The organism is Xenorhabdus santafensis (assembly GCF_033949405.1).
Lineage (GTDB): Bacteria > Pseudomonadota > Gammaproteobacteria > Enterobacterales > Enterobacteriaceae > Xenorhabdus > Xenorhabdus santafensis.
This window is the reverse complement of the sequence record NZ_VCDN01000048.1, coordinates 1-25,850: the sequence shown is the minus strand read 5'-3', so window position 1 is coordinate 25,850 and position 25,850 is coordinate 1. Positions and strand designations below refer to the sequence as shown.

The 25,850-nt window shown below is 44.2% G+C and carries 20 protein-coding genes and 2 pseudogenes; 13 read left to right on the top strand and 9 right to left on the bottom strand.

Annotated features, from left to right (window positions below; translation table 11 throughout):
* Positions 1-179: 179 nt before the first annotated feature.
* Positions 180-1,775 carry an ABC-F family ATPase gene (locus FE392_RS13185; RefSeq protein WP_319930682.1) on the top strand — a complete coding sequence of 532 codons (1,596 nt, stop codon included), beginning with the start codon at positions 180-182 and terminating at the stop codon, positions 1,773-1,775.
* A gap of 105 nt (positions 1,776-1,880) precedes the next feature.
* Here FE392_RS13185 and moeB read toward each other — a convergent pair whose 3' ends face one another.
* Both moeB and moeA read right to left on the bottom strand, forming a co-directional pair.
* Positions 1,881-2,633: a molybdopterin-synthase adenylyltransferase MoeB gene (gene moeB / locus FE392_RS13180; RefSeq protein WP_319930681.1), complete on the bottom strand. Its 753-nt coding sequence runs from the start codon at positions 2,631-2,633 to the stop codon at positions 1,881-1,883.
* A gap of 41 nt (positions 2,634-2,674) precedes the next feature.
* Positions 2,675-3,916: a molybdopterin molybdotransferase MoeA gene (gene moeA / locus FE392_RS13175; RefSeq protein WP_319930680.1), complete on the bottom strand. Its 1,242-nt coding sequence runs from the start codon at positions 3,914-3,916 to the stop codon at positions 2,675-2,677.
* Between the two features lie 227 nt (positions 3,917-4,143).
* Between moeA and FE392_RS13170 the strand changes: the two genes are divergently transcribed.
* From FE392_RS13170 to FE392_RS13150, 5 genes are all read left to right on the top strand, one after another.
* Complete coding sequence (locus FE392_RS13170) at positions 4,144-5,328, top strand: YbfB/YjiJ family MFS transporter (RefSeq protein ID WP_319930679.1); 1,185 nt, start codon at positions 4,144-4,146, stop codon at positions 5,326-5,328.
* Positions 5,329-5,507: 179 nt separating this feature from the next.
* The gene (gene folE / locus FE392_RS13165) at positions 5,508-6,176 is read left to right on the top strand and encodes a GTP cyclohydrolase I FolE (RefSeq protein ID WP_319930678.1); all 669 of its coding nucleotides are present in this window, start codon (positions 5,508-5,510) and stop codon (positions 6,174-6,176) included.
* A 15-nt stretch (positions 6,177-6,191) separates the two neighbouring features.
* Positions 6,192-7,340, top strand: coding sequence for a DUF418 domain-containing protein YeiB (yeiB, locus tag FE392_RS13160; RefSeq protein WP_319930677.1), 1,149 nt, complete (start codon positions 6,192-6,194; stop codon positions 7,338-7,340).
* Positions 7,341-7,853: 513 nt separating this feature from the next.
* Positions 7,854-8,102: a type II toxin-antitoxin system CcdA family antitoxin gene (locus tag FE392_RS13155; protein WP_319930676.1), complete on the top strand. Its 249-nt coding sequence runs from the start codon at positions 7,854-7,856 to the stop codon at positions 8,100-8,102.
* Positions 8,102-8,422, top strand: coding sequence for a CcdB family protein (locus FE392_RS13150; RefSeq protein WP_319930675.1), 321 nt, complete (start codon positions 8,102-8,104; stop codon positions 8,420-8,422). Before FE392_RS13155 ends, FE392_RS13150 begins: the two co-directional genes overlap by 1 nt.
* Before the next feature lie 34 nt (positions 8,423-8,456).
* Here the strand turns inward: FE392_RS13150 and sanA are convergent, their stop codons facing one another.
* The 6 genes from sanA to metG all read right to left on the bottom strand — a co-directional run bounded on the left by sanA (position 8,457) and on the right by metG (position 16,032).
* Complete coding sequence (gene sanA, locus FE392_RS13145; RefSeq protein WP_319930674.1) at positions 8,457-9,188, bottom strand: outer membrane permeability protein SanA; 732 nt, start codon at positions 9,186-9,188, stop codon at positions 8,457-8,459.
* Between the two features lie 366 nt (positions 9,189-9,554).
* Positions 9,555-11,252, bottom strand: coding sequence for an NAD-dependent malic enzyme (locus FE392_RS13140; protein ID WP_319930673.1), 1,698 nt, complete (start codon positions 11,250-11,252; stop codon positions 9,555-9,557).
* A gap of 223 nt (positions 11,253-11,475) precedes the next feature.
* A complete protein-coding gene (gene cdd, locus FE392_RS13135) occupies positions 11,476-12,360 on the bottom strand; it encodes a cytidine deaminase (protein ID WP_319930672.1) in 885 nt (294 codons plus the stop codon).
* Between the two features lie 233 nt (positions 12,361-12,593).
* The gene (locus tag FE392_RS13130; RefSeq protein ID WP_319930671.1) at positions 12,594-13,289 is read right to left on the bottom strand and encodes a CidB/LrgB family autolysis modulator; all 696 of its coding nucleotides are present in this window, start codon (positions 13,287-13,289) and stop codon (positions 12,594-12,596) included.
* Positions 13,283-13,732 carry a CidA/LrgA family protein gene (locus tag FE392_RS13125; protein WP_319930670.1) on the bottom strand — a complete coding sequence of 150 codons (450 nt, stop codon included), beginning with the start codon at positions 13,730-13,732 and terminating at the stop codon, positions 13,283-13,285. The genes FE392_RS13130 and FE392_RS13125 overlap by 7 nt, the downstream gene beginning before the upstream one ends.
* A gap of 272 nt (positions 13,733-14,004) precedes the next feature.
* Positions 14,005-16,032, bottom strand: a complete 2,028-nt coding sequence (metG, locus tag FE392_RS13120; RefSeq protein ID WP_319930669.1) for a methionine--tRNA ligase — start codon at positions 16,030-16,032, stop codon at positions 14,005-14,007.
* A 181-nt stretch (positions 16,033-16,213) separates the two neighbouring features.
* Between metG and apbC the strand changes: the two genes are divergently transcribed.
* The 7 genes and pseudogenes from apbC to dcuC all read left to right on the top strand — a co-directional run bounded on the left by apbC (position 16,214) and on the right by dcuC (position 24,571).
* Positions 16,214-17,326 (top strand): iron-sulfur cluster carrier protein ApbC, encoded by a 1,113-nt coding sequence (gene apbC, locus FE392_RS13115; RefSeq protein WP_319930668.1) that lies wholly within the window; start codon positions 16,214-16,216, stop codon positions 17,324-17,326.
* A gap of 600 nt (positions 17,327-17,926) precedes the next feature.
* On the top strand, positions 17,927-18,913 hold the full coding sequence (locus FE392_RS13110) for an Rpn family recombination-promoting nuclease/putative transposase (RefSeq protein ID WP_319930667.1): 987 nt from the start codon (positions 17,927-17,929) through the stop codon (positions 18,911-18,913).
* Between the two features lie 120 nt (positions 18,914-19,033).
* Positions 19,034-19,343, top strand: a pseudogene (locus tag FE392_RS13105) (Rpn/YhgA-type helix-turn-helix domain-containing protein); the annotation flags it as partial.
* Between the two features lie 417 nt (positions 19,344-19,760).
* Positions 19,761-20,402: a uridine kinase gene (udk, locus tag FE392_RS13100; protein ID WP_319930666.1), complete on the top strand. Its 642-nt coding sequence runs from the start codon at positions 19,761-19,763 to the stop codon at positions 20,400-20,402.
* Positions 20,403-20,448: 46 nt separating this feature from the next.
* Complete coding sequence (gene dcd, locus FE392_RS13095) at positions 20,449-21,030, top strand: dCTP deaminase (protein ID WP_092507189.1); 582 nt, start codon at positions 20,449-20,451, stop codon at positions 21,028-21,030.
* A 62-nt stretch (positions 21,031-21,092) separates the two neighbouring features.
* Positions 21,093-22,961, top strand: a complete 1,869-nt coding sequence (asmA, locus tag FE392_RS13090; RefSeq protein WP_319930665.1) for an outer membrane assembly protein AsmA — start codon at positions 21,093-21,095, stop codon at positions 22,959-22,961.
* A 251-nt stretch (positions 22,962-23,212) separates the two neighbouring features.
* A complete protein-coding gene (dcuC, locus tag FE392_RS13085; RefSeq protein WP_319930664.1) occupies positions 23,213-24,571 on the top strand; it encodes an anaerobic C4-dicarboxylate transporter DcuC in 1,359 nt (452 codons plus the stop codon).
* Between the two features lie 102 nt (positions 24,572-24,673).
* Here the strand turns inward: dcuC and FE392_RS13080 are convergent.
* Positions 24,674-25,850: pseudogene (locus FE392_RS13080) on the bottom strand (hypothetical protein); the annotation flags it as partial.

Sequence of the window (25,850 nt, the reverse complement as noted above, 5' to 3'; positions counted from 1 at the left end):
GCGATACTTTTTTCTTGTTGTGGCATAATGCGCGACTATCAATTTTAATTCCCTTTGTATACCCATTGGGTTTCAAGGTGCAGCGCGACGGTGAGGGTGCAAATTTTCCCGACCTGAGCGCCGCTAACAAAGCTGCAACTTGAAAGACGACAGGTATATTCACTTTAAGAGCAAAAGTAGTGTTAAGTACAAACAACATCACTATGCAGTTTGGCAGCAAGCCACTGTTTGAAAACATTTCTGTCAAATTTGGCAATGGTAACCGTTATGGTTTGATTGGTGCGAATGGGGCAGGTAAATCTACTTTCATGAAAATTCTGGGTGGGGATTTAACACCTACCTCCGGTAACGTAAGTCTTGATCCCAATGAACGTCTGGGTAAATTGCGTCAGGATCAATTTGCTTTCGAAGAATATACCGTGCTGGATACCGTCATCATGGGGCACACGGAGCTGTGGGCCGTCAAACAGGAACGTGACCGCATTTATGCCATGACTGAAATGAGTGAAGAAGATGGCTACCGTGTGGCTGATCTGGAAGTCGCTTATGGGGAAATGGATGGCTACAGCGCCGAAGCCCGTGCTGGTGAATTATTGCTGGGTGTGGGCATTCCAGTGGAACAGCATTATGGTTTGATGAGTTCTGTGGCACCGGGCTGGAAATTGCGTGTCTTGCTGGCACAGGCTCTGTTCTCCAATCCAGATGTTCTGTTGCTTGATGAGCCAACCAACAACTTGGATATCGATACGATTCGTTGGTTGGAGCAAGTGCTTAACGAACGTAACAGCACCATGATCATCATTTCCCATGACCGTCATTTCCTGAATACCGTATGTACCCATATGGCTGATTTGGATTATGGCGAGCTGCGCTTGTTCCCCGGCAATTATGATGAGTACATGGTGGCAGCAACACAGGCCCGTGAACGTTTGATGGCAGATAACGCGAAGAAAAAAGCCCAGATTGCTGAATTACAGTCGTTCGTTAGCCGTTTTAGCGCAAACGCGTCTAAATCTAAGCAGGCAACTTCCCGCGCCCGCCAAATTGATAAGATCCAGTTGGCGGAAGTGAAGGCTTCCAGCCGCCAGAACCCGTATATCCGTTTTGAGCAAGATAAGAAACTGTTCCGCAATGCGCTGGAATTGGAAGCCTTGACCAAAGGTTACGATAACGGCCCTCTATTCAAGAATCTGAATTTGCTGATGGAAGTCGGCGAAAAGATGGCGGTGATTGGTGAGAACGGTATCGGTAAAACAACCTTCCTGAAAACCTTGATGGGTGAAGAGCAGCCGAATAGCGGTACGGTTAAATGGTCTGAAAACTGCACTATTGGCTACTATGCACAGGATCATGCCCGTGATTTTGACTGCGATATGACGGTTTTCGAGTGGATGAGCCAATGGAAGCGTGAAGGCGATGATGAGCAGGCAGTGCGCGGTATTTTAGGGCGCTTGCTGTTTGGTCAGGACGATATCAAGAAAAAAGTGGGTGTGCTGTCTGGTGGTGAGCAAGGCCGGATGCTGTTTGGTAAGTTGATGATGCACAAGCCAAATATTTTGTTGATGGATGAGCCAACCAACCACTTGGATATGGAGTCTATTGAATCATTGAACCTTGCGCTGGAACTTTATGAAGGAACGCTGGTTTTCGTCTCCCATGACCGTTCGTTTGTTAGCTCATTGGCCAGCCGTATTCTGGAAATCAAATCTGATAAGGTTGTTGATTTTAAAGGTACTTATGAAGAATACCTGACAAGTCAGGGCATTACTGAGTAATCCCGTCAGGTAATTAAATGTGGGGCTGTAAATAGCTATGGCTCCATAAATAACTGTGGCTTCGTAAATAATCATGGCCCCGTAAAATAAGCGGGGCCATGATTATTATTCGTGGCAGATTTCACACTGCGGATCTTTAGGCAAGCGGATCTCCCGGAATTGCATCGCCAAGGCATCAAACAGTAAGACTTTGCCATGAACGCACTTCCCGTATTGGGTCAATAATTTAATCGTTTCCATTGCCTGAAAAGAACCGATAGTTCCCACCAATGGAGCCATGACTCCGGCTTCAACGCAAGTCAGGCTATTTTCTCCAAACAATCGACTTAAGCAGCGATAGCAAGGCTCTTCTGGTTGATAAGTGAAAACAGAAAGCTGACCTTCCATACGGATGGCTGCTCCAGAAACCAACGGAATTTTATTGCTGTAGCACAAACGATTGAGTTGCTCCCGGATGGCAACATTATCCGTGCAATCAAGCACAATGTCGTGTTGGCGGATTAATTTATCCAGTGCAGGGTCATCCAGCAATCCTTCAACAGGCTGGATGGTGACATGCGGGTTAATCTCTCTCAGTGTCAATGCCGCAGAATGCACTTTAGGCATGCCAATGCGTTTATCGCGATGGAGAATTTGTCGTTGCAGGTTGGAAAGGGAAACGGTGTCAAAATCCAACAGAGTCATTGTACCGACACCTGCTGCGGCAAGATATTGGGACGCCGCGCAGCCAAGCCCCCCCAGACCAACTATCAGTACTTTTGAAGATTTTAATTTCTCCTGCCCGTCGAAATCGAAACCACGTAAGACAATTTGCCGGTTGTAACGCAAGGTTTCTTCATCAGTCAGTTCGATAGCCATTTCTCAGTGTCTTCTTCACATTGTATTATTGGTAAATAGTGTTATTGGTTCTTCAATAAGTGATTGAAAAACTCAATTTGCACTGTTTCGCCAGCTTCAACTTTCCCGCGTTCTTGTTCCAAAACAATAAAGCAGTTACCGATACTATATGAACTAAAGACATGGGAACCTTGGTGCCCAGTGGTTTTTACTTCCAGTTCGCCATCTGTGTTAAGCGAGGCTATTCCGCGCTGGAAATCCAATCGACCGGGGGATTTTTTCAATGGGGTTGTCGTCTTGGCTAGAAGGCGTACGGGGGGCTGCCAGGCAGTAAAACCCGACAGGCGGGCAATCAGGGGTTGCACTAATTGGTAAAATGTCAGCACGGCTGAAACAGGATTACCCGGTAAACCGCAGAACCACGCATTTTCCAGTTTGCCGAAAGCGAAAGGTTTTCCCGGTTTAATGGCCAGTTTCCAAAAACCGATGTTGCCTACTTCATCCAATATTTGCTTGGTGTAATCCGCTTCACCGACAGAAACACCGCCGCTGCTGATCACTAAATCTGCTTGTTTATCCGCTTTGGCAAAGGTGTCACGCAAGAAATCGGGATTATCGCGAATTATGCCCAGATCGATGATTTCACAGTCGAGCTTTTCCAGCATCAGGCGAACTGCAAATCGGTTGGTATCGTAAATCTGGCCTGCCTGCAAAGGGCTGCCGATGGTTTGTAATTCATCGCCGGTAGAGAAAACAGCGACTTTCAACTTACGAATGACTTCAACTTCTGTAATGCCCAAGGAAGCAAGAAGCGGTAGCTGCGCGGTGGACAGTTTGACTCCTTTTGGCAGTACTACCGCATTTTGCTGGATGTCTTCCCCAACGGTACGGATATTTTGCCCCTGATTGATTGGATTGGCGAAATGTACCCCTTCATCAGTGACTTCCGCCTGCTCTTGCATGACAACTGCATCAGTACCAGAAGGGACAGGGGCTCCTGTCATAATGCGCACACAACTACCGGAAGGCCATTCCCCCTGAAATGGAACCCCTGCCAGTGCTTTGCCGGCTACTGGCAAGGTTGAGTTTTGGCTGAGATCTTTCAGGCGAACGGCATAACCATCCATTGCTGAATTATCAAAAGAAGGGACGTTGATGGGAGAAATAATATCGGTAGCGGTAATACGGCTAGCAGATTCAGTCAGGTTAATTATTTCTGTGGCAGTCAGGGAAACAGTTTGTGCCAATAATGCTTCCAATGCTTGCTCAAGTGAGATTAAACCAGAGGTATGACAGTGATCCATGAGAAACTCCATAAATGCCGCAAGCTGCAGATATCACAGATTGCGGGCAAGGGTTTATTCTTGATTGCATGCATTATGGCAAATATTGCTTTGATGGGAAATGATGAAGGTCTTCTCTTTTAATCGGGCAAAAGAGTAAATAAATAAAAGATGTATATTATATTCATGATTTGCTATAACTAAATTACCCCTAATAAAACAATTAATTCCATTGTTATTTAATCACTATGAACAATCAAATCGTTACACCTCAACGCCGCAATTATGAAGCGTTTCAGATTGCATTGAGTGGTTTTTTTGCTCTGGCGGTCGCAATGGGAATCGGTCGATTCACATTTACTCCACAAGTTCCGTTAATGATTGCTGAATCTCAACTGACATTGACGGGAGCAGGTATTGTTGCGGCGTTCAATTACCTAGGCTATTTGGCTGGCTCTTATGATGCAATGCGTGCGCAACGTTTTGTTGAATATCGTTTGTGGAGCGGGTTATGGGGAGCGGTAATTATTACGTTGCTCTCCGCATTAATAGATGGCCCGATATTGCACAGTATTGCCCGTTTTTTCATTGGCTGGGCAAGTGGGTGGACGTTGGTATTGGTGGTGGCATGGGCAAACGAAGGACTGGCTAGATTGAATCGCCCCGGATTGAGTGCGGCAGTTTTCTCAGGAACCGGGGTAGGGATATTCATCAGTGGCGTACTGGCGGTAGGTGTCCAATCCTGGCAAATGGATGCAGCCGGTGCGTGGATGTTATATGGCATTCTGGCTCTGTTGTTGAGCATTTATGTCAGTCTTCACTTGCCTCGCAATGGTGAATTGCATCGCCCGCAAACAGCAATCCAAACGCTTGTCCTGACCCCGGAAATCAAGCGATTAGTCTGGAGTTATGGTCTGGCGGGATTTGGTTATATCTTGCCTGCAACATTTCTTTCTCAAATGGCGGCAGAGCGTTTCCCTGACAGCCTTTTTGCTCAGTTCGTCTGGCCAATATTTGGCGGCGCTTCTGTCATCGGCATTATATTGGGCATTTTGATGCGCAATACAGGAACAACTCAAGGCCGTTTGGCAATGGTATTGTGGCTGCAAGCTCTGGGTATTCTGGTTGCAGAAATCTGGCCGGGAATGGCCGGGCTAATGTTAGGGGCCTTGCTGGTGGGTGGCGGGTTTATGTGCGTGGTGCAGTTGGCTTTACAGTATGGTCGTGAACTGGCGCCCGAACACGCCCGTTACATGGCTGGGCTGTTGACTACAGGCTATGCGCTGGGGCAATTGGTTGGGCCAATGGTGTCAGCCTCGTCAACGTGGTTAACCGGAAAATTAGAGCCAGCCCTTTATATCGCATTTATTGGTTTGGTCATTGCCGGGTTGCTGGTATTTTACCGTAGCCATAATGATCGTGAGCTATCTTGATTTGGCTCATTGATAACCTGAAGGTATAGTTATGCTTGGATATATAGTTTTTCTCCGATATATAGTTGTGCGCGGATCTATGGCTGTGTACAGATATAATATGGAAGTGTTATATATCTGCGTAAATGAGATCTCGATTTCCCGTCGAGTGACGGAAAGTATTACTCTTGGAGAAACTAATGTCATCCCTAAGTACTGAAGCTGCATTAGTGCATTCGGCACTGGTCGCCCGTGGTCTTGAAACCCCATTGCGTGAGCAAACTCTGGAACCGGAGGTACGTAAAGCGCGCATTGAGGAACACATGACAGAAATTATGAAACTGTTAAGTCTTGACCTGAGCGACGATAGCTTAGCGGATACGCCGAGTCGGATTGCGAAAATGTATGTAGATGAAATATTTTCAGGGTTAGACTATCGCAATTTCCCCAAAATCACGTTAATAGAAAATAAAATGAAAGTGGATGAAATGGTGACAGTACGTGATATCACGCTGACCAGCACCTGTGAACACCACTTTGTTACCATTGATGGTAAGGCGACCGTTTCTTATATCCCTAAAGATAAAGTGATCGGATTGTCTAAGATTAACCGTATTGTCCAGTTTTTTGCTCAGCGCCCACAAGTGCAGGAACGTTTGACGCAGCAGATCCTGATTGCATTGCAAACGCTGCTTGGCACGAGCAATGTTGCTGTTTCCATCGATGCTGTTCATTACTGCGTGAAAGCACGCGGTATTCGTGACGCAACCAGTACCACAACAACGACATCTCTTGGTGGGTTATTTAAATCAAGTCAGAATACACGGCAGGAATTCCTGCGCGCTGTGCGCCATCTGCAATTGTCATGATGAACTTTTATTATCATGGAACATAATTGCAATGGAGTAATAAATCAGAGAATTGAGATAATTGACAGTATGCGTGGCTTTGCCATTCTGGGGATATTGTTGCTGAATATTACCAGTTTTGCATTGCCATATGCTGCTTACATGAATCTCTTCTATAAAGAGCCTGTCACATTTTCCGATGTGGTGGTTTGGTCAGTCCTGAGTATTTTTGCTCAGGGAAAATTTTTATTTATCTTGACGTTATTGTTTGGGGCATCACTCGAATTACTTCGCCAAAGGGGAAGTAATTGGAATATCCCCAGGTTGTTGATTTTAGCTGCCATCGGCTTATTGCATGGTGTTTTGCTGTGGGATGGCGATATTTTGTTGTCATATGGCCTTGTGGGTTTATTGGCATGGCATTTTATTAATACCCGTCAAAAACTGTTCAGTACAGGAGCCACTTGTTACTTATTTGGTGTGATGATGTTCTATCTTCTGGGCTTGTTTCCTGTGGGGGAAAACAATGCATTCTGGCATCCTACACCGGAAGATATTCTTCATGAAAGTAACTGGAAAACGGATAGCGGGCTATTGGCGATGGCCCACAGAATTCGTCAAATAAGCGGTGCAATGATTGTGGTCGTGGTGCAGTATGGCTGGCAACTCATTGGCGTTATGCTTACAGGCGCTATGTTGCTGCGCAATGGATGGCTGAAAGGTGAATTCAGCTCCAAACATTATCGTCATATCGCATTAAGCTTGATTCCTGTTGGTGTGGCGATACATTGTGTTGCTTTGTCGATCCAGTTTTTATATCCATACAGTTATTTTGCATCCTGGACTGTCCGCTATACCATTACTGAATTGGCGACCCCGTTGTTGGTATTTGGCTATATTGCCTTTATTTATGGGTTTTGGTCTGTGATTTCGAGCTGGCGGCTGGCTTTCTGGTTGCGGCAGGTCGGAAGAATGTCATTGAGCAGCTACTTGCTGCAATCTTTGGTTTGCACCACGCTTTTTTATCGTTTGGCGTTATTTGATCATTTTACCCGCTTAGAACTGATGATATTTGTTCCCATTATTTGGGGATTGAATATTGCGTTTGCTTGCTGGTGGTTGAAGCGTTATCGACAAGGGCCGATGGAAAAGCTGTGGCGTAGCTTAACGTCGAAATTGGCGTAAGGTTAAACCCGTTCTATGATGAAACAGAGCCTATTTGATAGGCTCTGTTTCAGATTGCTAACAAACTCCGTTGAAAACAGCAGAATTTGTATTTTTATGAGCATAATGGATTGGCAACTATCCACCCTTCCTACTTTCATCCTAAAAATAATTAGAAATACTAACGAATTATTCATTTCATTATTCGATGCCTTATGGATTTCAAGATGTACAGCCAGTCAAGAGGCAACTTGAAAAACGACGGGTATACACAAAGGATTCTGACTATCTCATAGTGTAAGCCATAAACTAAAACATAATGAGGGTGAATAACTAATTCACGTGTACCAATAACACACCCGTATCGCTTTGTATTAATAGGGCAATTAATAACGTGTTTTTTTGGGAAATTAATCTCGAAGTTCAATACACTTTCTATTTGAACCTGATTGAATCAACATATCACTGCTGTTGATTTTTTATCCTATTATGGACATAATTATGCGCAGACTTATGCGCATAAGAGACATCATCATGAGAACTTCGACAACTTCCCGCCATAACACAAAAAAAAGTACCAATGTATACCTGACGGCTGCTTTGGTTGAAACTGCCCGCAGTATGAACATTAATCTGTCAGCAACGTTGGATAGGCTGTTGGCTCAGGAAATAGAGGCTAGAAAAAGTGAACAATCGAAGGAAAAACAAGATATGCAAACTATGAATGCTTTTATGGAGCGCGCAGGAATGCTTAAGGATGATGACTTTTTCGGGAGTTTGTAATGTCACAGTTTGATGTTTACCGTAATCCCTCAGCTAAATCTAACCAGCTTTGGCCTTATTATCTGATCATTCAACATGACTATTTTGATGATTTATCAACTAGGTTAATTGTTCCGTTGGTATCTAAAAATGATTTGAGTCTCAATCAAAAACGTATAACTCCAATCGTCAGTGTTAACGGTGCAGATTATTATGTGTTTACCCCAGCAATGACTTTTCTTGAAGCCAAGAAAATCAATAAAATGGACTTCATTTGTAATGTCACTGGATCCAGAAATAACATTATTTCCGCTTTTGATGCTTTATTGACGAATACCTGAATCCAGATTTTGTCAATAACCTGTGAACCGGAGCTTATCGCTCCGGCTCTTTGCGATTCTTCTTTTCTAATTCCTGTAACTCTTCTGGTGATACAGCAGGGTAGCCTTGGATATCACTGGGTACGCTATTGAATGTCGGGATTGGCATCAACGGGCCTAAAAAACGAGGCTCACGTTTTAAAATATAGAGATCAGTCAAGGCACCCAGACGGGCAAGTACTTCCCTGACACGAACCGTCATCATATTTTTGGGTGAAGGCACCGCATAACATTGTGCTTCTATCCCCAAGTGCATGGCAATGAACAGAGCGCGTTCACAATGGAAGCGCTGGGTGATGATCGTGAAATCATTGGTATCGAAAACCTTGCGCGTTCTGACAATCGAATCCAGTGTTCTGAAACCGGCAAAATCCATCACAATACTGCTGGCCGGGATTCCTGCTTTAATTAAATCCTTGCGCATCGTAATCGGTTCATTGTAATTGTGCTGGGCATTGTCACCACTGAGCAGCAAATATTTAATTTTGCCACTGTTGTAAGCGTTAGCGGCACCTTGGATCCGGTAAAAATAGTATTGGTTATATTTACCGCTCTTATAATATTTAGATGTGCCAAGCACCATACCGACTTCTCTGGCAGGAAGCTGCCTGAGGTCATCAAAAATGTAAGGGGCCGTTTTCCAGCTAATCCAACGATCAAGCATAATGGCTGTCAGAATAAGGACAGCAATGATAAGAATGAGACCAGTAATCAAGCGTTTCCACATGATTTATGTTTGCCTTATATATACTGATGAGCCAATGTCCTAAAGGCTACTTTACTTGAAATACCGAAGCAAGCTGCGAATTTCACAACTATAGAGAAAGTTTAGTCGGAGATTAAAAGTTGATCTTTAGTAAAAATACAGAAGCAGAGGCATTGAGCTTGTCAAAATTATTTATCTTTCAAGTTGCAGCCAGCAAGGCTGCAACTTGAAATTTACAACGAACTTATACCCAATAGTTTTCAAGTTGCCTCTTTGTTGGCTGCACGCATTCACCCCAGTCACCGTGTTTATCAACATACGGTTATCTATGCTTCTGTGGATGAATTCACTTGCCGCCGCGATGCAACTTGAAAGACGAAGGCTATATCAGAATGAGGTGCGTTTATAGACGCGATATTCTGGTTTCCAGAAATTGCGCTCAATCGCTTCATCCAATGCATCTTCTGATGTAACAATCGCAACGCCTTGAATTTGGGCTTTTTTTGCCACTTCTTTAGCGATTTTGCGGGAAACATCCTGAATGTCATCAATGGGTGGCAATAATGGCCCCGAACCTGTTTGCGCTAACGGTGAGCAATCTGCCAATGCCCGGCTGGAAGCCATCAACATGTCATCTGTAACACGTTTGGCACCGGAAGCAATGACGCCCAAACCAATACCCGGGAAGATATAGGAGTTGTTGCACTGCGCGATTGGGTATTCCTGATCTTTGTATTTTACCGGAGCAAACGGGCTTCCTGTTGCAACCAGTGCCTTGCCATCCGTCCATTTAATGATGTCTTCAGGACGTGCTTCAACACGGGAAGTCGGGTTGGACAAAGGCATCACGATTGGACGTTCGCAATGTGCGTGCATTTCACGGATGATCTCTTCCGTGAACAAACCTGATTGACCAGAAACACCAATCAAAACGGTTGGTTTCGCGTTTCGAACCACATCCATCAACGAGAGGGAATCATTGCTGACATCCCACGATTGCAACGTTGAGCTTTTTTGTACCAATACGCTCTGGAAATCCAACAAATTTGGCTGCTTATCTGTCAGCAGGCCAAAACGGTCAACCATAAATACACGAGCACGGGCTTGCTCATCACTCAGTCCTTCGGATTTCATCTGCGCAATAATCTGCTCAGCAATACCACAGCCCGCAGAGCCTGCACCGAGGAATGTCACAACCTGATCTTTCAATTGACGACCAGCAGCGCGGCTGGCGGCGATCAGACTGCCCAGAGCTACAGCAGCGGTGCCCTGAATATCATCATTGAAGCAGCAAAGTTCATCACGGTAGCGGCTCAACAGTGGCATGGCGTTTTGCTGGGCAAAGTCTTCGAATTGCAGCAATACGTTCGGCCAGCGGCGTTTCACGGCTTGAATGAACTCATCCACGAATTCATCATATTCTTTGCCTGTGATACGTGGATGACGCCAGCCCATGTACAAAGGGTCATTTAAACGCTGAGGGTTGTTTGTACCGACATCCAGTACAACCGGTAAGGTATAAGCTGGGCTGATCCCGCCGCAGGAGGTATACAGTGATAGCTTACCGATAGGAATGCCCATCCCGCCGATCCCCTGATCACCCAGACCAAGGATACGCTCACCGTCGGTCACAACAATAACTTTAACATTCTGCTTGGTGGCATTTTGCAGCATGTCATCAATGTAGTCTTTGTTTGGATAGGAGATAAACAGACCGCGGGCGCGACGGTAAATATCAGAAAAGTGTTCACACGCTTCACCAACCGTCGGCGTGTAAATGATAGGCATCATTTCGCTGAGATGCGCATCAAGGAGCCTGTAGAACAACGTTTCGTTGGTGTCCTGAATATTTCTGAGATAAATGTGTTTATCTGAGTCATTTTTGAAATCGCGATATTGGCGATAGGCGCGTTCAGTCTGTTCTTCTATGGTTTCAACAGTCTGGGGCAGTAAGCCATGTAAATTGAAATTGCTGCGTTCTTCTTCTGTAAAGGCGCTGCCTTTATTCAGCAGAGGGAATTCCAACAAAATCGGGCCTGCGTAGGGAATATAAAGAGGACGTTTACTTTCGTGTTCCAGTTCCATGATGCTTACTCTTTGAACTAATCAATAACAAAATCGGCAACAGATCCTAAGAAGATAAAAAAAATAAGTACAGTAAATGTTACTTAAATATCATTATCATGAGTAAAAATGAGAGATAACATACAGAATTGGCTAATTAAATGTTATTTAATTTCCTATTTTTCCCCTTTTGAGGGGGGTAAGAGGATAAATTGCCTTTTTGTTAAGTCACCCTTATTTCATTTTAAAATGTATGCCGTTCCACTTTTGTGCAACCGAGGGCGGTTAATGTAGATTCTGTAGCATTCCACTGTGATATGTGGCTGCTTTCACTTTCCACCAGCACTGCACGTTTGATGGCATGGCAATCACCACCAGACATATTCATAAATATCAATGCTGCCTGCAATGGCGGCAGACTTGGGTTAAAAGCGGCATTTTCCGCGTAACGCCCGGCATAAATTTTCCCTTGTGCATCCTGTAATGCAATACCGGAATGGGAGTGACTGTAAGGTGCATGGCTACGGTTTGCGGCATCCAATGCTGTTTGTACAAGTTCGTCATCGGTTGCCAATTGGTAGCCGTGATTAATTGCATCCAATAACAGTGGCATGTCCGTTAAATCACGTGGGCCAAAGGATTCCGGCAAATAATCGGCCAAAGTCAATTTTGGCCGATTGGGAAGATAAACTTCCAGTTGTATCCCGCTGTTCAATTCATTCATAAATTGGCGGCAGTGACCACAAGGCGAATAATTTATGGTGATGGAAGCGAGTTTCTTTTCACCGCGTAACCAAGCATGAGTGATGGCTGATTGTTCTGCGTGGACGGTTTGTTGTAATGCCACGCCGGTGAATTCCATATTGGCACCAAAATAGAGATTACCACTTTCTCCCCGAGCGACAGCACCGACGTAAAAACGGGAAATAGGTGCGATGGAGCAGGCTGCTGCAAGTGGCAGTAAGGCAAGTGCCAGCTCATGATCATTAAGTCCGCAGGCCTGCTTGATAGACTCAACCTGCTCAGCTGTCAGCATGGCAGGAAAATCGTCATGGCTGATATAAGGTAACAGGGCTTCTTGCAGTTCAGGCGTAATTTCTGACCAAATAGCGTTAAAACGAGCTTGCATAGAATGATCTCCAAATTAATTGAAGGTCATTCTATGGGTTCTGTTCGAGTTTGTAATGTGATAACGGCCAAATAATTAATGAAATTTGTGTAATAAAGATATTATTTTAGCAACTTATGTCAAATTTTTACTATTTTTATCACTTAATTCACGTAATTGTTACATCTGAATAACTATTTTGGCTGTGATTATTCGAGAGGATCGTTAACAAAAAGCAATGAATAAAATAGCCATTAACTGAACAGATGCAGTAATACTGGAAATAGAAAAGGCGCAATCAGTGAAGTGATAATGCCGCAAGTCATTAAAGCCAGTGAGCTGTATGCTCCTTCAACATGATCTATTTCAGCACAACGGGCGGTGCCGACCGCATGAGCGGCTGTTCCCATGGCTAATCCGCGGGAAGCCCTGGTTTTTACATTTAATAGATTGAATAGGTTATGGCCGAATATTGCCCCTAAAATGCCCACCATAATGACACAGGCTGCGCTGATGGCCGGAATGCCGCCAATGGAACTGGCTACTGCCATGGCGATTGGGGTAGTGACAGATTTAGGCAGAACGGAAGCCGCAATTTCAGGCGTTGCGCCAGCCCATAATGCAATTGCAGTACCTGTCACCATAGCCACAATACAACCAATGAAGCAGATGGTAATGATAGATTTCCATTGGGCACGGATCTGGTGGAGCTGTTCATACAGCGGGAAAGCAAGGGCAACAACTGCGGGTTGCAGCAAATGGTTCAATATCTGGCTCCCGGCAAAATAGTGCTCATAGGAAGTGTGTGTGATGAGCAGCAGGGGAATAATGACAATTATGGATATCAACAAGGGGTTGAAAATAGGTAACTTGAGCCGTACCGACAGTTTTTTGGCAAAATAAAATACGATCAGTGTTAGCGGGAGTGACCACCAAATATGGCTTAACATTTTTCTTTCTCTTCCGATTCTTGCAATGTTGTTGGGGGTTCGGTTCCGGTTTGCTCTGAGCCAATGACGATGCGTTCGCGATGGATATAGTGGGAGCTGTAAGCAACCACAATCATGACAATGATGGTACTGACGATGCAGGAAAGCACTATCGGAAGTATTTGCTGGCTGAGCTGAGGATAGTAATCCATTATCCCAACCCCGATGGGCAAGAAGAGCAATGTCATGTTCTTCATCAGTAAATTGCAACTGGGCTTTACCCAATGCGCAGGGATAATTTGGAATGCCAGCAAACAAAACAGGATGAGCAAACCAATAATGCTGCCGGGAAGGGAGAACAGAAGTAGTGCTGAAATGAAATTACCGGCAATCAGGCATAAGTAGAGCAGCGCGAATGCGCGCAGGTATTGCCATCCTATCATCAGCACGCTTTGTAAAGACATGATAGATTATTCCTCAATATGACTAATCTTTTATCATACGATTTACTCTGCAAATCTTCTATCAGCTACATTAAAAAACGAGCCTCAAAATGGGCCCGTTTTGTTATTTGATTGATAAAAATCAATATAATTTTAATATATGCGCTATACCCAATGGATTTTAAGTTGCATCGCGGCGGCAAGGGAATGAACCCCAGGAGCATAGATAACTATGTGACTGGGGTGAATGAGTGCAGCCAACAAAGAGGCAACTTAAAAGACGAAGGGTATAATTATTTAACTTGCATACCCGGTTGAGCACCGCTGTCCGGACTTAACAGGAATATTTCTTTCCCGCCGGGGCCTGCCGCCATGACCATACCTTCTGAAATACCAAAACGCATCTTGCGTGGAGCAAGGTTGGCAACCATCACTGTCAGGCGATTTTCCAATGCTTTCGGATCAGGGTAGGCTGACCGGATGCCGGAGAATACCTGACGAGTTTCGCCACCAAGATCAAGGGTGAGCTTCAGTAACTTGTCTGAGCCTTCGACAAAATCTGCCTGCTTGATCAATGCGATCCGCAGGTCAACTTTGGCAAAATCATCAAATGAAATAGTGTCCTGAATTGGATCATCTGCCAGCGGGCCGGTGACTGTTTTGGGTTGCTCGATGTTTTCTTTTGAATCAGAAACCATTGCTTCAATCTTAGTCATTTCAATGCGGTTAAACAGCGCCTTGAATGGAGAAACATTATGACCGAGCAGAGGTTGTTGGATGCTTTCCCAAGTCAGTTCAGTGTTCAGGAATGCTTCCGCACGTGTGGTTAAGCCCGGCAGAACCGGTTTCAGGTAAGTCATCAGTACCCGGAACAGGTTAATTCCCATGGAACAGATGGCTTGCAGATCAGCGTCACGACCTTCTTGTTTCGCGACAACCCAAGGTGCTTGTTCATCAACATAACGGTTGGCAAGATCGGCCAGCGCCATGATTTCACGGATAGCCTTGCCAAATTCGCGGCTAGTGAAATCTTCCCCGATGGTCTGTGCGGCATCAACAAATTTCTGGTACAGCGCAGGATCAGCGAGCTGTTCAGACAGCTTACCGCCGAAGCGTTTATTGATGAAACCCGCATTACGTGAAGCGAGGTTAACAACTTTGTTAACGATATCGCTGTTTACACGCTGGGCAAAATCTTCCAGATTCAAGTCAATATCATCAATGCGGGAAGAAAGTTTTGCTGCGTAGTAATAGCGCAGGCAGTCCGCATCAAGATGTTTCAGGTAAGTTTCAGCCTTGATGAAAGTTCCGCGCGACTTGGACATCTTGGTGCCGTTTACGGTGATATAGCCGTGAACAAACAGATTCGTTGGTTTGCGGTAATTGCTGCCTTCCAACATTGCCGGCCAGAACAGGCTGTGGAAATAAACGATATCTTTACCGATAAAATGATAGAGATCCGTTTTAGAATCTTTCCCCCAGAATTCGTCAAAATTCAGGTCGCTGCGCTTATCACACAGATTTTTGAATGAGCCCATATAACCAATTGGCGCATCCAGCCAAACGTAGAAATATTTACCCGGCTGATCAGGGATCTCAAAACCAAAATAGGGAGCATCACGGGTGATATCCCATTGTTGCAGGCCAGAATCGAACCATTCCTGCATCTTGTTCGCCACTTGCTCTTGCAACGTGCCGGAACGAGTCCATTTTTGCAGCATATCGCTGAATGCAGGCAGATCGAAGAAGAAATGCTCGGTATCGCGCATTTCTGGAGTCGCACCAGAGACAACGGAACGAGGATTGATCAGTTCTGTAGGTGAATAAGTTGATCCGCAGACTTCACAGTTATCGCCATACTGATCTTCCGCCTTACATTTCGGGCAGGCACCTTTAACGAAACGGTCTGGCAGGAACATGCATTTCTCTGGATCGAACAATTGAGAAATTGTCCGATTCTTGATGAAACCGTTTTTTTTCAGTTCCAGATAAATATGGGATGCAAACGCTTTGTTTTCTTCACTGTGCGTGGAGTGATAATTATCATAGCTGATAGCAAAACCAGCAAAATCCTGCTGATGCTCCTGGCTCACCTTGGCAATCATCTCTTCTGGCGAGATCCCACTTTGCTGAGCTTTCAGCATGATTGGTGTACCGTGGGCATCATCTGCACAGACAAAGTGAACCTCTTTGCCGCGCATTCGATGATAACGAACCCAAATATCAGCCTGAATATGTTCCAGAATATGACCGAGATGGATGGGACCGTTAGCATAAGGCAACGCACAGGTCACCAATAATTTGTTCGCGACTTGAGACATAGTTAGGATCTTACTTCCGTAAAATGAAAAGGGTTTTTGATGTTACCTGATCAAGAGCGTTGCCGCTAGGGCAACGAGAGATCTTCGCGACTTTTACTTGTTACCTTATCCGAAGTCATTTGCTTCTGTTATGATGACTAAACAGTTTTAGGTTGAAAAAGATAAATCAAAAGGAGCCGGGATGAATTCACAATCCCCCGAGCAGACCAATCCTGACCTGCTGAAAGAACATGTTGTAAAAGTACTGGCAACGTTCAAACATCCGACATTAGAGCGAGATTTGATTGCCCTGAAAGCGTTGCATCATTGTACGGTGCTGGATGGGGTACTGCATATTGAACTGGTTATGCCGTTTGTCTGGAAACGGGCCTTCGAAATCCTGAAGAAAGAAACAACCCTGTCTTTACAAGCTGCGACGGGAGCTAAATCCGTTGAATGGCGATTACTCCATGATATCAGTACGTTACGCCGAGCCAATAATTTACCCGGTGTCAATGGGGTGCGCAATATCGTGGCTGTCAGCTCTGGAAAAGGGGGAGTCGGTAAATCCAGTACCGCAGTGAATCTGGCGTTAGCGCTGGCTCAGGAAGGGGCTAAGGTGGGCATTCTGGATGCGGATATTTATGGCCCGTCTATTCCCAACATGCTTGGCACAGCCAAAGAACGCCCGACTTCTCCCGATGGCCAACACATGGCACCGATTATGGTACATGGCATGGCAACCAACTCCATTGGTTACCTTGTTACCGATGATAATGCCATGGTCTGGCGTGGCCCGATGGCGAGCAAGGCCCTGATGCAGATGTTGCAAGATACCTTATGGCCGAACCTAGATTATTTGGTGATAGATATGCCGCCGGGTACGGGAGACATTCAGTTAACCTTATCCCAAAATATTCCGGTGACAGGGGCATTGGTTGTCACGACACCGCAGGATATTGCCCTGATTGATGCAATGAAAGGCATTGTGATGTTCCAAAAAGTCAATGTACCGGTGCTGGGTATCGTTGAAAATATGAGTACGCATATTTGCAGTAACTGTGGCCATCACGAACCGATTTTTGGCACAGGAGGAGCAGAAAAACTGGCAGAAAAATATAATTGCCAATTACTGGGGCAAATCCCACTGCATATCTCACTGCGTGAAGATCTTGATCGCGGCGAACCGACGGTAAGCAGCCAGCCTGACAGTGAATTTGCGGATATATACCGTGAAATTGCGGGCACTATTTCAGCTCAGATGTATTGGCAAGGTGAAAAAATTCCGACGGAAATCTCCTTCCGGGCAGTTTGAATCAACAGATTGTTTGATAATCACATAATAAGGCGCCGTTTCAGTTATTGACTTATCTGGAACGGCGCTTTTTTATGTTAGCGCTTTCTCAGCTAAAAATAGATTGGCGTGATTAATATTCTTGGCATAACGATCACGCTTTTTTTTTGCCTCAAAACACCCCCTGTGAATCATCCCTGATTCATTGCTGCAATTAACTGCTGTTCCGGGGGATCATTTTAGCTTGATGGAAGATACTGAAAATAAAAGGGCTCTGGCTGAAGTCTTAAACATGGCATTGGGGGAAATAAATTGCGAAGCGGAGTTACAGTAGCATTGATAGTATAACGGGATGAAAAACGATAATTAAAGGCGAAAATTATTAGGTAAAAGATTCTATAACCGCTGGATAATTTAACAAATTATGGGCACCAGATGGGCTTTTAAAGACTCCGGTGCCTTATTTTTGTTCTCGACGCCAAGGATTGATACAAGACTGATTAACTGGGTTCGATATTGGGCCAATCGAAAATATATTGTACATTGATTGGCCTCTCAGAGAAGGGGGGCGTTTTTTAATAATAGGCTTAATAATCAATCTATTAAATAGAGATGCGGATTGTGTCAAAGAAAGCAAAAAAGCTTCATCATGATGCGTTATTTAAACATTTTTTAACACAGACTGAGACAGCCAGAGAGTTTTTATCTCTTTATCTGCCTGAAGAGATCAGGTCATTGTGTCATTTAACCACCCTGAAATTGGAATCCAGTAGTTTTGTTGATCGGCATTTACGTCAGTTGCACAGTGACGTGTTGTACTCGGTTGAGACAACTCAAGGAGAGGGTTATATATATTGTTTGATTGAGCATCAATCTACACCTGACCCACTGATGGCTTGGCGGTTGATGTATTATTCTATGTCAGCAATGGCGGCGCACCTTAAAAAAGGGCACACTGAACTTCCTTTGGTAGTTCCTTTGCTGTTTTATCACGGGGAAATCCGCCCTTATCCATATTCAAACCAATGGCTGGACTGTTTTAAGTTCCCTGAACAGGCGGCCCGTTTATATCGTCAGGCGTTCCCGCTGGTGGATGTCAGTGTTCTGAGCGATGAAGAAATCCTGACACATAAAAGCATCGCTCTGTTGGAGCTGGTGCAGAAACATATTCGCTGCCGGGATATATTGGACTGGGCTCCCCATTTGGTGGCTCTCTTGAATACAGGGTATAATACCGTCGAACAGCGTCATGTTGTATTAAGCTATATTTTATTGAATGGACATACGTTGAATATGTCACAATTTGTCCATCATCTGATTGAGCAATCACCGGAGAATGAAACAATGTTGATGACTATTGCGGAACAGCTTGAGCAAAAAGGGCGTGAGCAAGGCCGAGTGGAAGGCAGAGAAGAAGGTCGGGTGGAAGGCCTCGAACAAGGCCTAGAACAAGGTCTCGAACGAGGTCTAGAACAAGGTCTAGAACAAGGTCTCGAACGAGGCAAATTGGAAACAGCCCACGCATTATTGCAGCTTGGTGTCAGTTTGGACATCGTTGTCACGAGTACCGGCCTGAGCCGAGATAAAATTGAAGCGTTAACACATTAAATTAATTTGCTTTTCACATTAAAATGCCGATCTTGGACTTCGGCATTTTTGTTTTATAGCGACTCTCAAGGAAATGTGCTGCTGACAGATTGAATAAGCGATTCAGCATTAGGCGTTAGTTTATTGAATGGGCGTACGTTGGGTTTGTCACAATTTTTAACTGATTGAGCAATTACCGGAGCATGAAACAATGTTGAAGACTATCGCGGAACAACTTGAGCAAAAAGGGTATGCGGAGGGATTTATGCAAGGGATTGAGCAAAGCCGAAAGGAAGGCTTCGAGCAAGGCTTCAAGCAAGGCCGACTGGAAGGCCTCGAGCAAGGCAAATTGGAAACAGCCCACGCATTATTGCAGCTTGGTGTCAGTTTGGACATCATTGTCACGAGTACCGGCCTGAGCCGGGATAAAATTGAAGCGTTAACGGATTAAATTAACCTACTTGTTACAGTAAAGTGCCGATCTTGAATATCGGCATTTTTGTTTTATAGCGACTCTTAAGGAAATGTGCTGCTGGCAGATTGAATGAGCGATTCAGCATTAGATATTATCGGGAATTCGTGCTGGTTACTCATTGACTCGTTATAACCTATCTGATTTTTAAGGATAGTTTTGATAATTTTTTTAGAAATAGTTATCGTGCTTACATTTGAACACTATTTTTAGAATATTCTGCATCCGGGTAGCAAATTGCCGGATTTTTATGCGAAGCGCATCGAAAAAAACGAGACTTATCTTGTTTACTCTGGAATAGAAGCCATTAACTCCCTATAATCCGCCACGCACGGCGTTATTGAATGCCATGTCCCCACTTTATTTTTTTTCTTTTTTAACCAGGTTATTTCTATTATGGCTGACGACGCACACAAGTGTACAATCGTAGGTATTTCAGGTGCCTCTGCCTCAGGCAAAAGCCTTATTGCCAACACGCTTTATAGAGAATTACGAGCTCAAGTTGGTGATCACAATATCGGCGTTATTCCAGAAGATTGCTATTACAAAGATCAAACCAATACTCCGATGGAAGAACGCTACAAAGTTAATTACGATCACCCAAGTTCAATGGATCACAGTTTGCTTTTCGAGCATCTTCAGGCGCTTAAGTCCGGGAAATCTATTGAACTGCCGCAGTATGACTATGTCGAACACACCCGCAAATCCGAATCCATTCATTTTAAACCCAAAAGAGTCATTATCCTTGAAGGTATTCTACTATTAACGGATAAGCGCTTGCGCCAAGAGCTGGATTTTTCAATATTTGTCGATACACCACTGGATATTTGCCTGATGCGCCGCATTAAGCGTGATGTAAATGAGCGTGGTCGTTCGTTGGATTCAGTGATGGAACAGTACAATAAAACCGTGCGTCCAATGTTCTTGCAATTTATCGAGCCATCAAAACAATATGCCGATATTATTGTTCCGCGTGGTGGGAAGAACCGCGTAGCCATTGATATCTTAAAAGCCAAGATTGGCCAATTTTGTGAATAATATGCCTTCAGGCATTCATAAGTATCATCGTATTTGAGAGGAAACAATGCGACTCTGTGACCGTGACATTATTAAATGGCTAGATGAAGGTAAATTGGTAATTACTCCACGTCCTCCTGTCGAACGTATTAACGGTGCAACTGCCGATGTGTGCCTTGGGAATCAGTTTCGCGTTTTTCGTGGTCATACTGCTGCTTACATTGATTTAAGCGGCCCCAAAGCCGAAGTTAACGCAGCACTTGATCGGGTCATGAGCGATGAAATCACATTACCAGATGGAGAGGCATTTTTCCTTCATCCTGGAGAATTGGCTTTGGCTGTGACGCTGGAATCTGTCACATTACCTGATAACGTTGTTGGCTGGTTAGATGGGCGTTCATCTCTGGCGCGCCTTGGCTTGATGGTTCATGTTACTGCTCACCGCATTGATCCGGGCTGGCAGGGGCAAATTGTTCTGGAGTTCTACAATTCAGGCAAACTGCCCTTAGCCCTGCGTCCCGGCATGGTCATTGGTGCGTTGAGCTTTGAGCCGCTTTCAGGATCTGCTGAACGGCCTTATAACCGACGTCAGGATGCCAAATATAAAAATCAACAAGGAGCCGTAGGCAGTCGAATCAGCGAAGATTAACTTTTCTGATAAAGTTTTTTGTTGAGGAATAGTCATCTTGTGGACATGAGACTGGGGACGTCATGAAAAGATTGTTAACGACACTCGTTATTTTGTTAGTAGTCATTGTTATGGGCTTATCTGCGTTGGTTATGCTGGTTAATCCTAATGAATTTCGTGGTTATATAGTCAAGCAAGTACAAAAAAAGAGTGGCTACCATCTCGTGTTGCAGGATGATTTGCGCTGGCATGTTTGGCCAAAATTGAGCATTCTGACGGGGCAAGTATCGCTGACTGCTCAGGATGCTGAAAAACCTGCTATTGTGGCAGAAAATATGCGTTTGGATGTGGAACTGTTACCACTGTTGTCCCATCAACTTTCTGTTAAGGAAGTGATGCTAAAAGGGGCTGTTTTGCGATTCACCCCGGATAGCGAGCCAAAAAGAAAAAAAACCGCTCCAATTGCACCTGAAAGTGATATTCGCTATCCGGTAGCGGCAGCTAATCAGGCCTGGAAATTAGATATTGCCAGAATCAAAGTCGTGGATAGCTTGCTTATTTGGCAAACCGACTCTCATACTCAGTTAAATGTACGTGATATCAATTTGTTGCTGGAACGCCATGATCAAAGCCGTGTTGATATGGAGCTCAGCAGTAAAATTAACCAAAACCAGCAAGAATTGGCATTTGGGCTTAATGCCTCCATAGATATCTCCGCTTATCCTAATCAGGTGTCCGCTGATATAAATTCCTTTGAATATCATTTAAAAAGGATTGGTTCATCCTCCGAGGGAATCAGAGGAACCGGTGGTGCCACGGTAAAATATCAATCTTCGCCTAAATCTTTTTCATTGCAGAATCTGGCTCTGACGATAAATGATGACAGTGAATTGAAAGGGGATATCGCCGCTATATTGAAGGATAAGCCGCAATACACTATTAATCTGACTTCACCAAAATTGAATCTGGATAATTTATTGGGATGGGATGTTCTCTCCAAAAATAACCCCAAAGCCCAACATGATTACCGAATTGAAAATAACTCATTAAAACCGGTAATTGCGACCTCGGTATCTCCCCTGCCTAATTATGATCTTACCTCTTTGCAAGGTTTTGATGCTGATGTTTCGTTCACTGCGGATAAATTCATTTATCAGGGCATGAATATCGATAATCTTGACCTGAAAGCCTCTAATCACGCGGGCATAACAGAAATTGCAAAATTAAACGGTCATGTGCTTGGCGGGCATTTTTCATTCCCGACTACAATTGATGCCACGGCTGTTCCGGCCAAATTGCACACAAAGTTACTCTTACAGAAAGTTGAGTTGAAGCCTTTATTAACCGCACTGGCTTTGCCATCCGTATTTAATGGTCAATTGAATTTAAACGGGGAACTTGGAGGAGAAGGTTATGATGAATATGCCATTTCTCATTATTGGCAAGGTAACTTAGATATTGATTTGAAGAATGCACGTCTGGATGGGTTGAATATTCCTCAATTGATTCAACAATCTTTTTCGCGTGTAACAGATAAAGTCAGCCAACCTACAAGTACAGGTGATTTTACTGAAGCAAAAAATATCTCAATGAAAGCACAAGTAAACCGTGGTGATATTGATATTAGTGCAATCGTTGCAAATTCCGAGATATTTAATATTCAAGGCCAAGGCAAAGCGAATTTGCTGAAACAGAACACTGACATTTCATTACAGGTTCAACTGACGAAGGGATGGGGCCAACAAAACGAGTTTGTGCGCCGCCTGTCAGAATTAAAAATCCCATTGAGAGTTTATGGTGACTGGAATAGCCTGCAATATAAGCTGAATATAGAATCCTTGCTACGTGATGAATTGCAGCAAAAAGCCAGAAAATCAATTAAAGATTGGCTGGAAAATAATAGCAGCAGTGAAGAGCGCCAGAAGCTCAGGGATCTGTTGAATAGAAAATAAAGTAACGTCTTAATGTTCACGTTGCATTCTTTTTCTATAGTAAATAGAGCCAATAATGGCTCTATTTACAGCAAAAAAATCTGATTACCGCTCGAAATTTGCATTTTTTCCTCTTTAAATCAAAAAATACCTACTTTCTCTTGATACATATCATAAAATCTCTTGCTTTTTTTGGGCAGAGTGCATGTTAATCATGCATTTAAATTAAAAAAATAGCTCAAAGTTTCAGAAATAAGTTAAAGAGAGGGTAAATGTTAGAACTTTTGATTGGTGTTGTAGTAACCATCGCAGTGGGGTACTACATAATTAAAGGTTATTCTGCGACAGGGGTCTTGATGATTGGCGGTTTATTGTTATTGATCGCCTGCGTATTAATGGGGAAAAGTGTTTTACCTGCCAGCATGACATCTACAGGCTGGCAGGTAACAGACATCATTGAATATATAAAATTCTTGCTGATGAGCCGTAGTGGTGATCTTGGCTTGATGATTATGATGCTGTGTGGCTTTGCGGCTTATATGACGCATATTGGCGCAAATGACGTGGTGGCTAAAATTGCCTCACGCCCATTGCAGATGATCAATTCACCTTATTTGTTGATGGTTGCAGCTTATATCATAGCGTGCCTGATGTCTCTGGCCGTTTCTTCCGCGACGGGATTGGGGGTGCTGTTGATGGCAACTCTATTTCCGGTCATGGTTAATGTCGGGATCAGCCGAGGCGCAGCAGCAGCGATTTGTGCATCACCTGCGGCAATTATTCTGGCTCCGACTTCAGGAGATGTGGTATTGGCTGCCCAGGCATCAAATATGCCATTGATTGATTTTGCGTTCAAAACGACTTTGCCAATTTCTATCGCTGCCATTGCTGCAATGGCAATTACACATTTCTTCTGGCAGCGTTATCTGGATAAGCGGGAAAATATAAAAACAGAAATGCTGGATGTGAAAGAAATCACCACCAATGCGCCGGGTTTTTATGCCATTTTGCCATTTACACCGGTGATTGGTGTATTGGTGTTTGATGGTAAGTGGGGGCCTGAACTGCATATCATTACTATTATCGTGATGTGCATCATGTTGGCGGCATTGATTGAATTTATGCGTAGTTTCAGTGCCAAGAAAGTTTTCGATGGTCTGGAAGCGGCTTACCGTGGTATGGCTGATGCATTTGTGACAGTCGTGATCTTGCTGGTAGCGGCGGGAGTATTTGCTCAGGGATTGAGTGCGATTGGCTTTATCAGTGGGTTGATTGACATGGCGCAATCTTTTGGTTCCGGGGCAATCGTGATGATGATCGCACTGGTCATTATTACTATGCTGGCTGCCATGACGACTGGTTCAGGTAATGCGCCGTTTTATGCGTTTGTTGAGTTAATTCCGCGCTTGGCGGGTAAAATGGACGCTAATCCGGCATATTTGGCAATCCCGATGTTACAGGCTTCCAATCTTGGGCGTACTTTGTCCCCGGTTTCCGGAGTCGTGGTTGCTGTTGCAGGGATGGCGAAAATTTCCCCGATGGAAGTCGTGAAACGTACTTCAGTTCCTGTACTGGTGGGGTTGTTGGTCGTGATTATTGCCACTGAAATCCTGGTACCGGTTTATTTATAGGTTTGCTACCTGAGACAGTTTAAACAGGTGATCGCCTCAGCGATCACCTGTTTTAATTCTTAATTTCAGTCAACTAATTATCAATAAGTCACCCATATTCTACTAATACCCGACAACCTGATAATAAAGATCGGGTTCCCAGCCTAAATGTGGCGTCGTGATTGATACTGTCAGAGTATCTTTCGACAATCCCATTCCATTTGCATTATCACGCCGTGTTTTAACATCAGCCAGAATGCCGGGATTTTGATTATTGAAGTTATCTCCAACGATATTTGCATTACATGAAATGATGCCGTTCGGTAACGTCATGGGAAGTGTTATTTGGTAAAACTGGGTATAATAAGTCACTCCACCAATTTCAGAAATATTATATTTACCAATAGATTCGAGGCCCTTCGCCAGCCCGCTTATCATAAATATTTCGCCCAGCCTGACGATAGTGTGATCAACCCCGATTAGATTGGATTTGATATCTAAACCAACGAGATCCCCCAAACCGATATTTCTTACAAAAGCTTGTTTATCTGGAATATCTGCGCCATTTTGGTTTTTCTCCAGACGTCCATTGGCGTTGCCATTGGCATTGCTGGCTAATACATCCACCTTGTTGATACGCGTATCGACTTCTGCTCTGGTATAAGCACCTACATCAGATGCAGCAAGCTTAATATCTGATGAGAGCGCTTTGCCATTCACTGTACGCTCCATAGGAACTCGGCTGTTGGCATTGTTGTTGGCTTCTTTAGCCTTCGCTTCAACATTGTCGATTTTAGTATCGATTTCGGTCTTGGTATAAGTCCCTATATCAGATGCGGCAAGTTCGATATCGGAAGAGAGCGCTTTGCCATTCACTTTACGCGCCATGGGAACTCGGCCGTTCGCGTTGTTGTTGGCTTCATTGGCTAGGTTTCTAACTTCATCAACTAAACTATCAACTTCCTCAGTGGTGTAAACATGAAGATCAGTGGCGGTCAGCTCGACATCGTGAGTTAATTCCTTGCCATTGACTTTTCGAGTTACCGGAACTTTGCCGGCAATGGCGATTTTCATTTCATCAATGGCTTTTGTTACATTATTGATGCCTGTTATCGCATTGTTATTGGCCGTATTCGCCAGCTTCATGGCATTTTCGGCTTGCACTTTGACCGGCTGGATTAATCCGTCTGTTTCCTGCTTGTTGTAGGCGTCGACATCAGAGGCCGTCAGCTCGACATCTTGAGCCAGATCTTTGCCGTTGATTTTGCGCGTTACTGGGACTTTGTTTTCAGCCTGAATA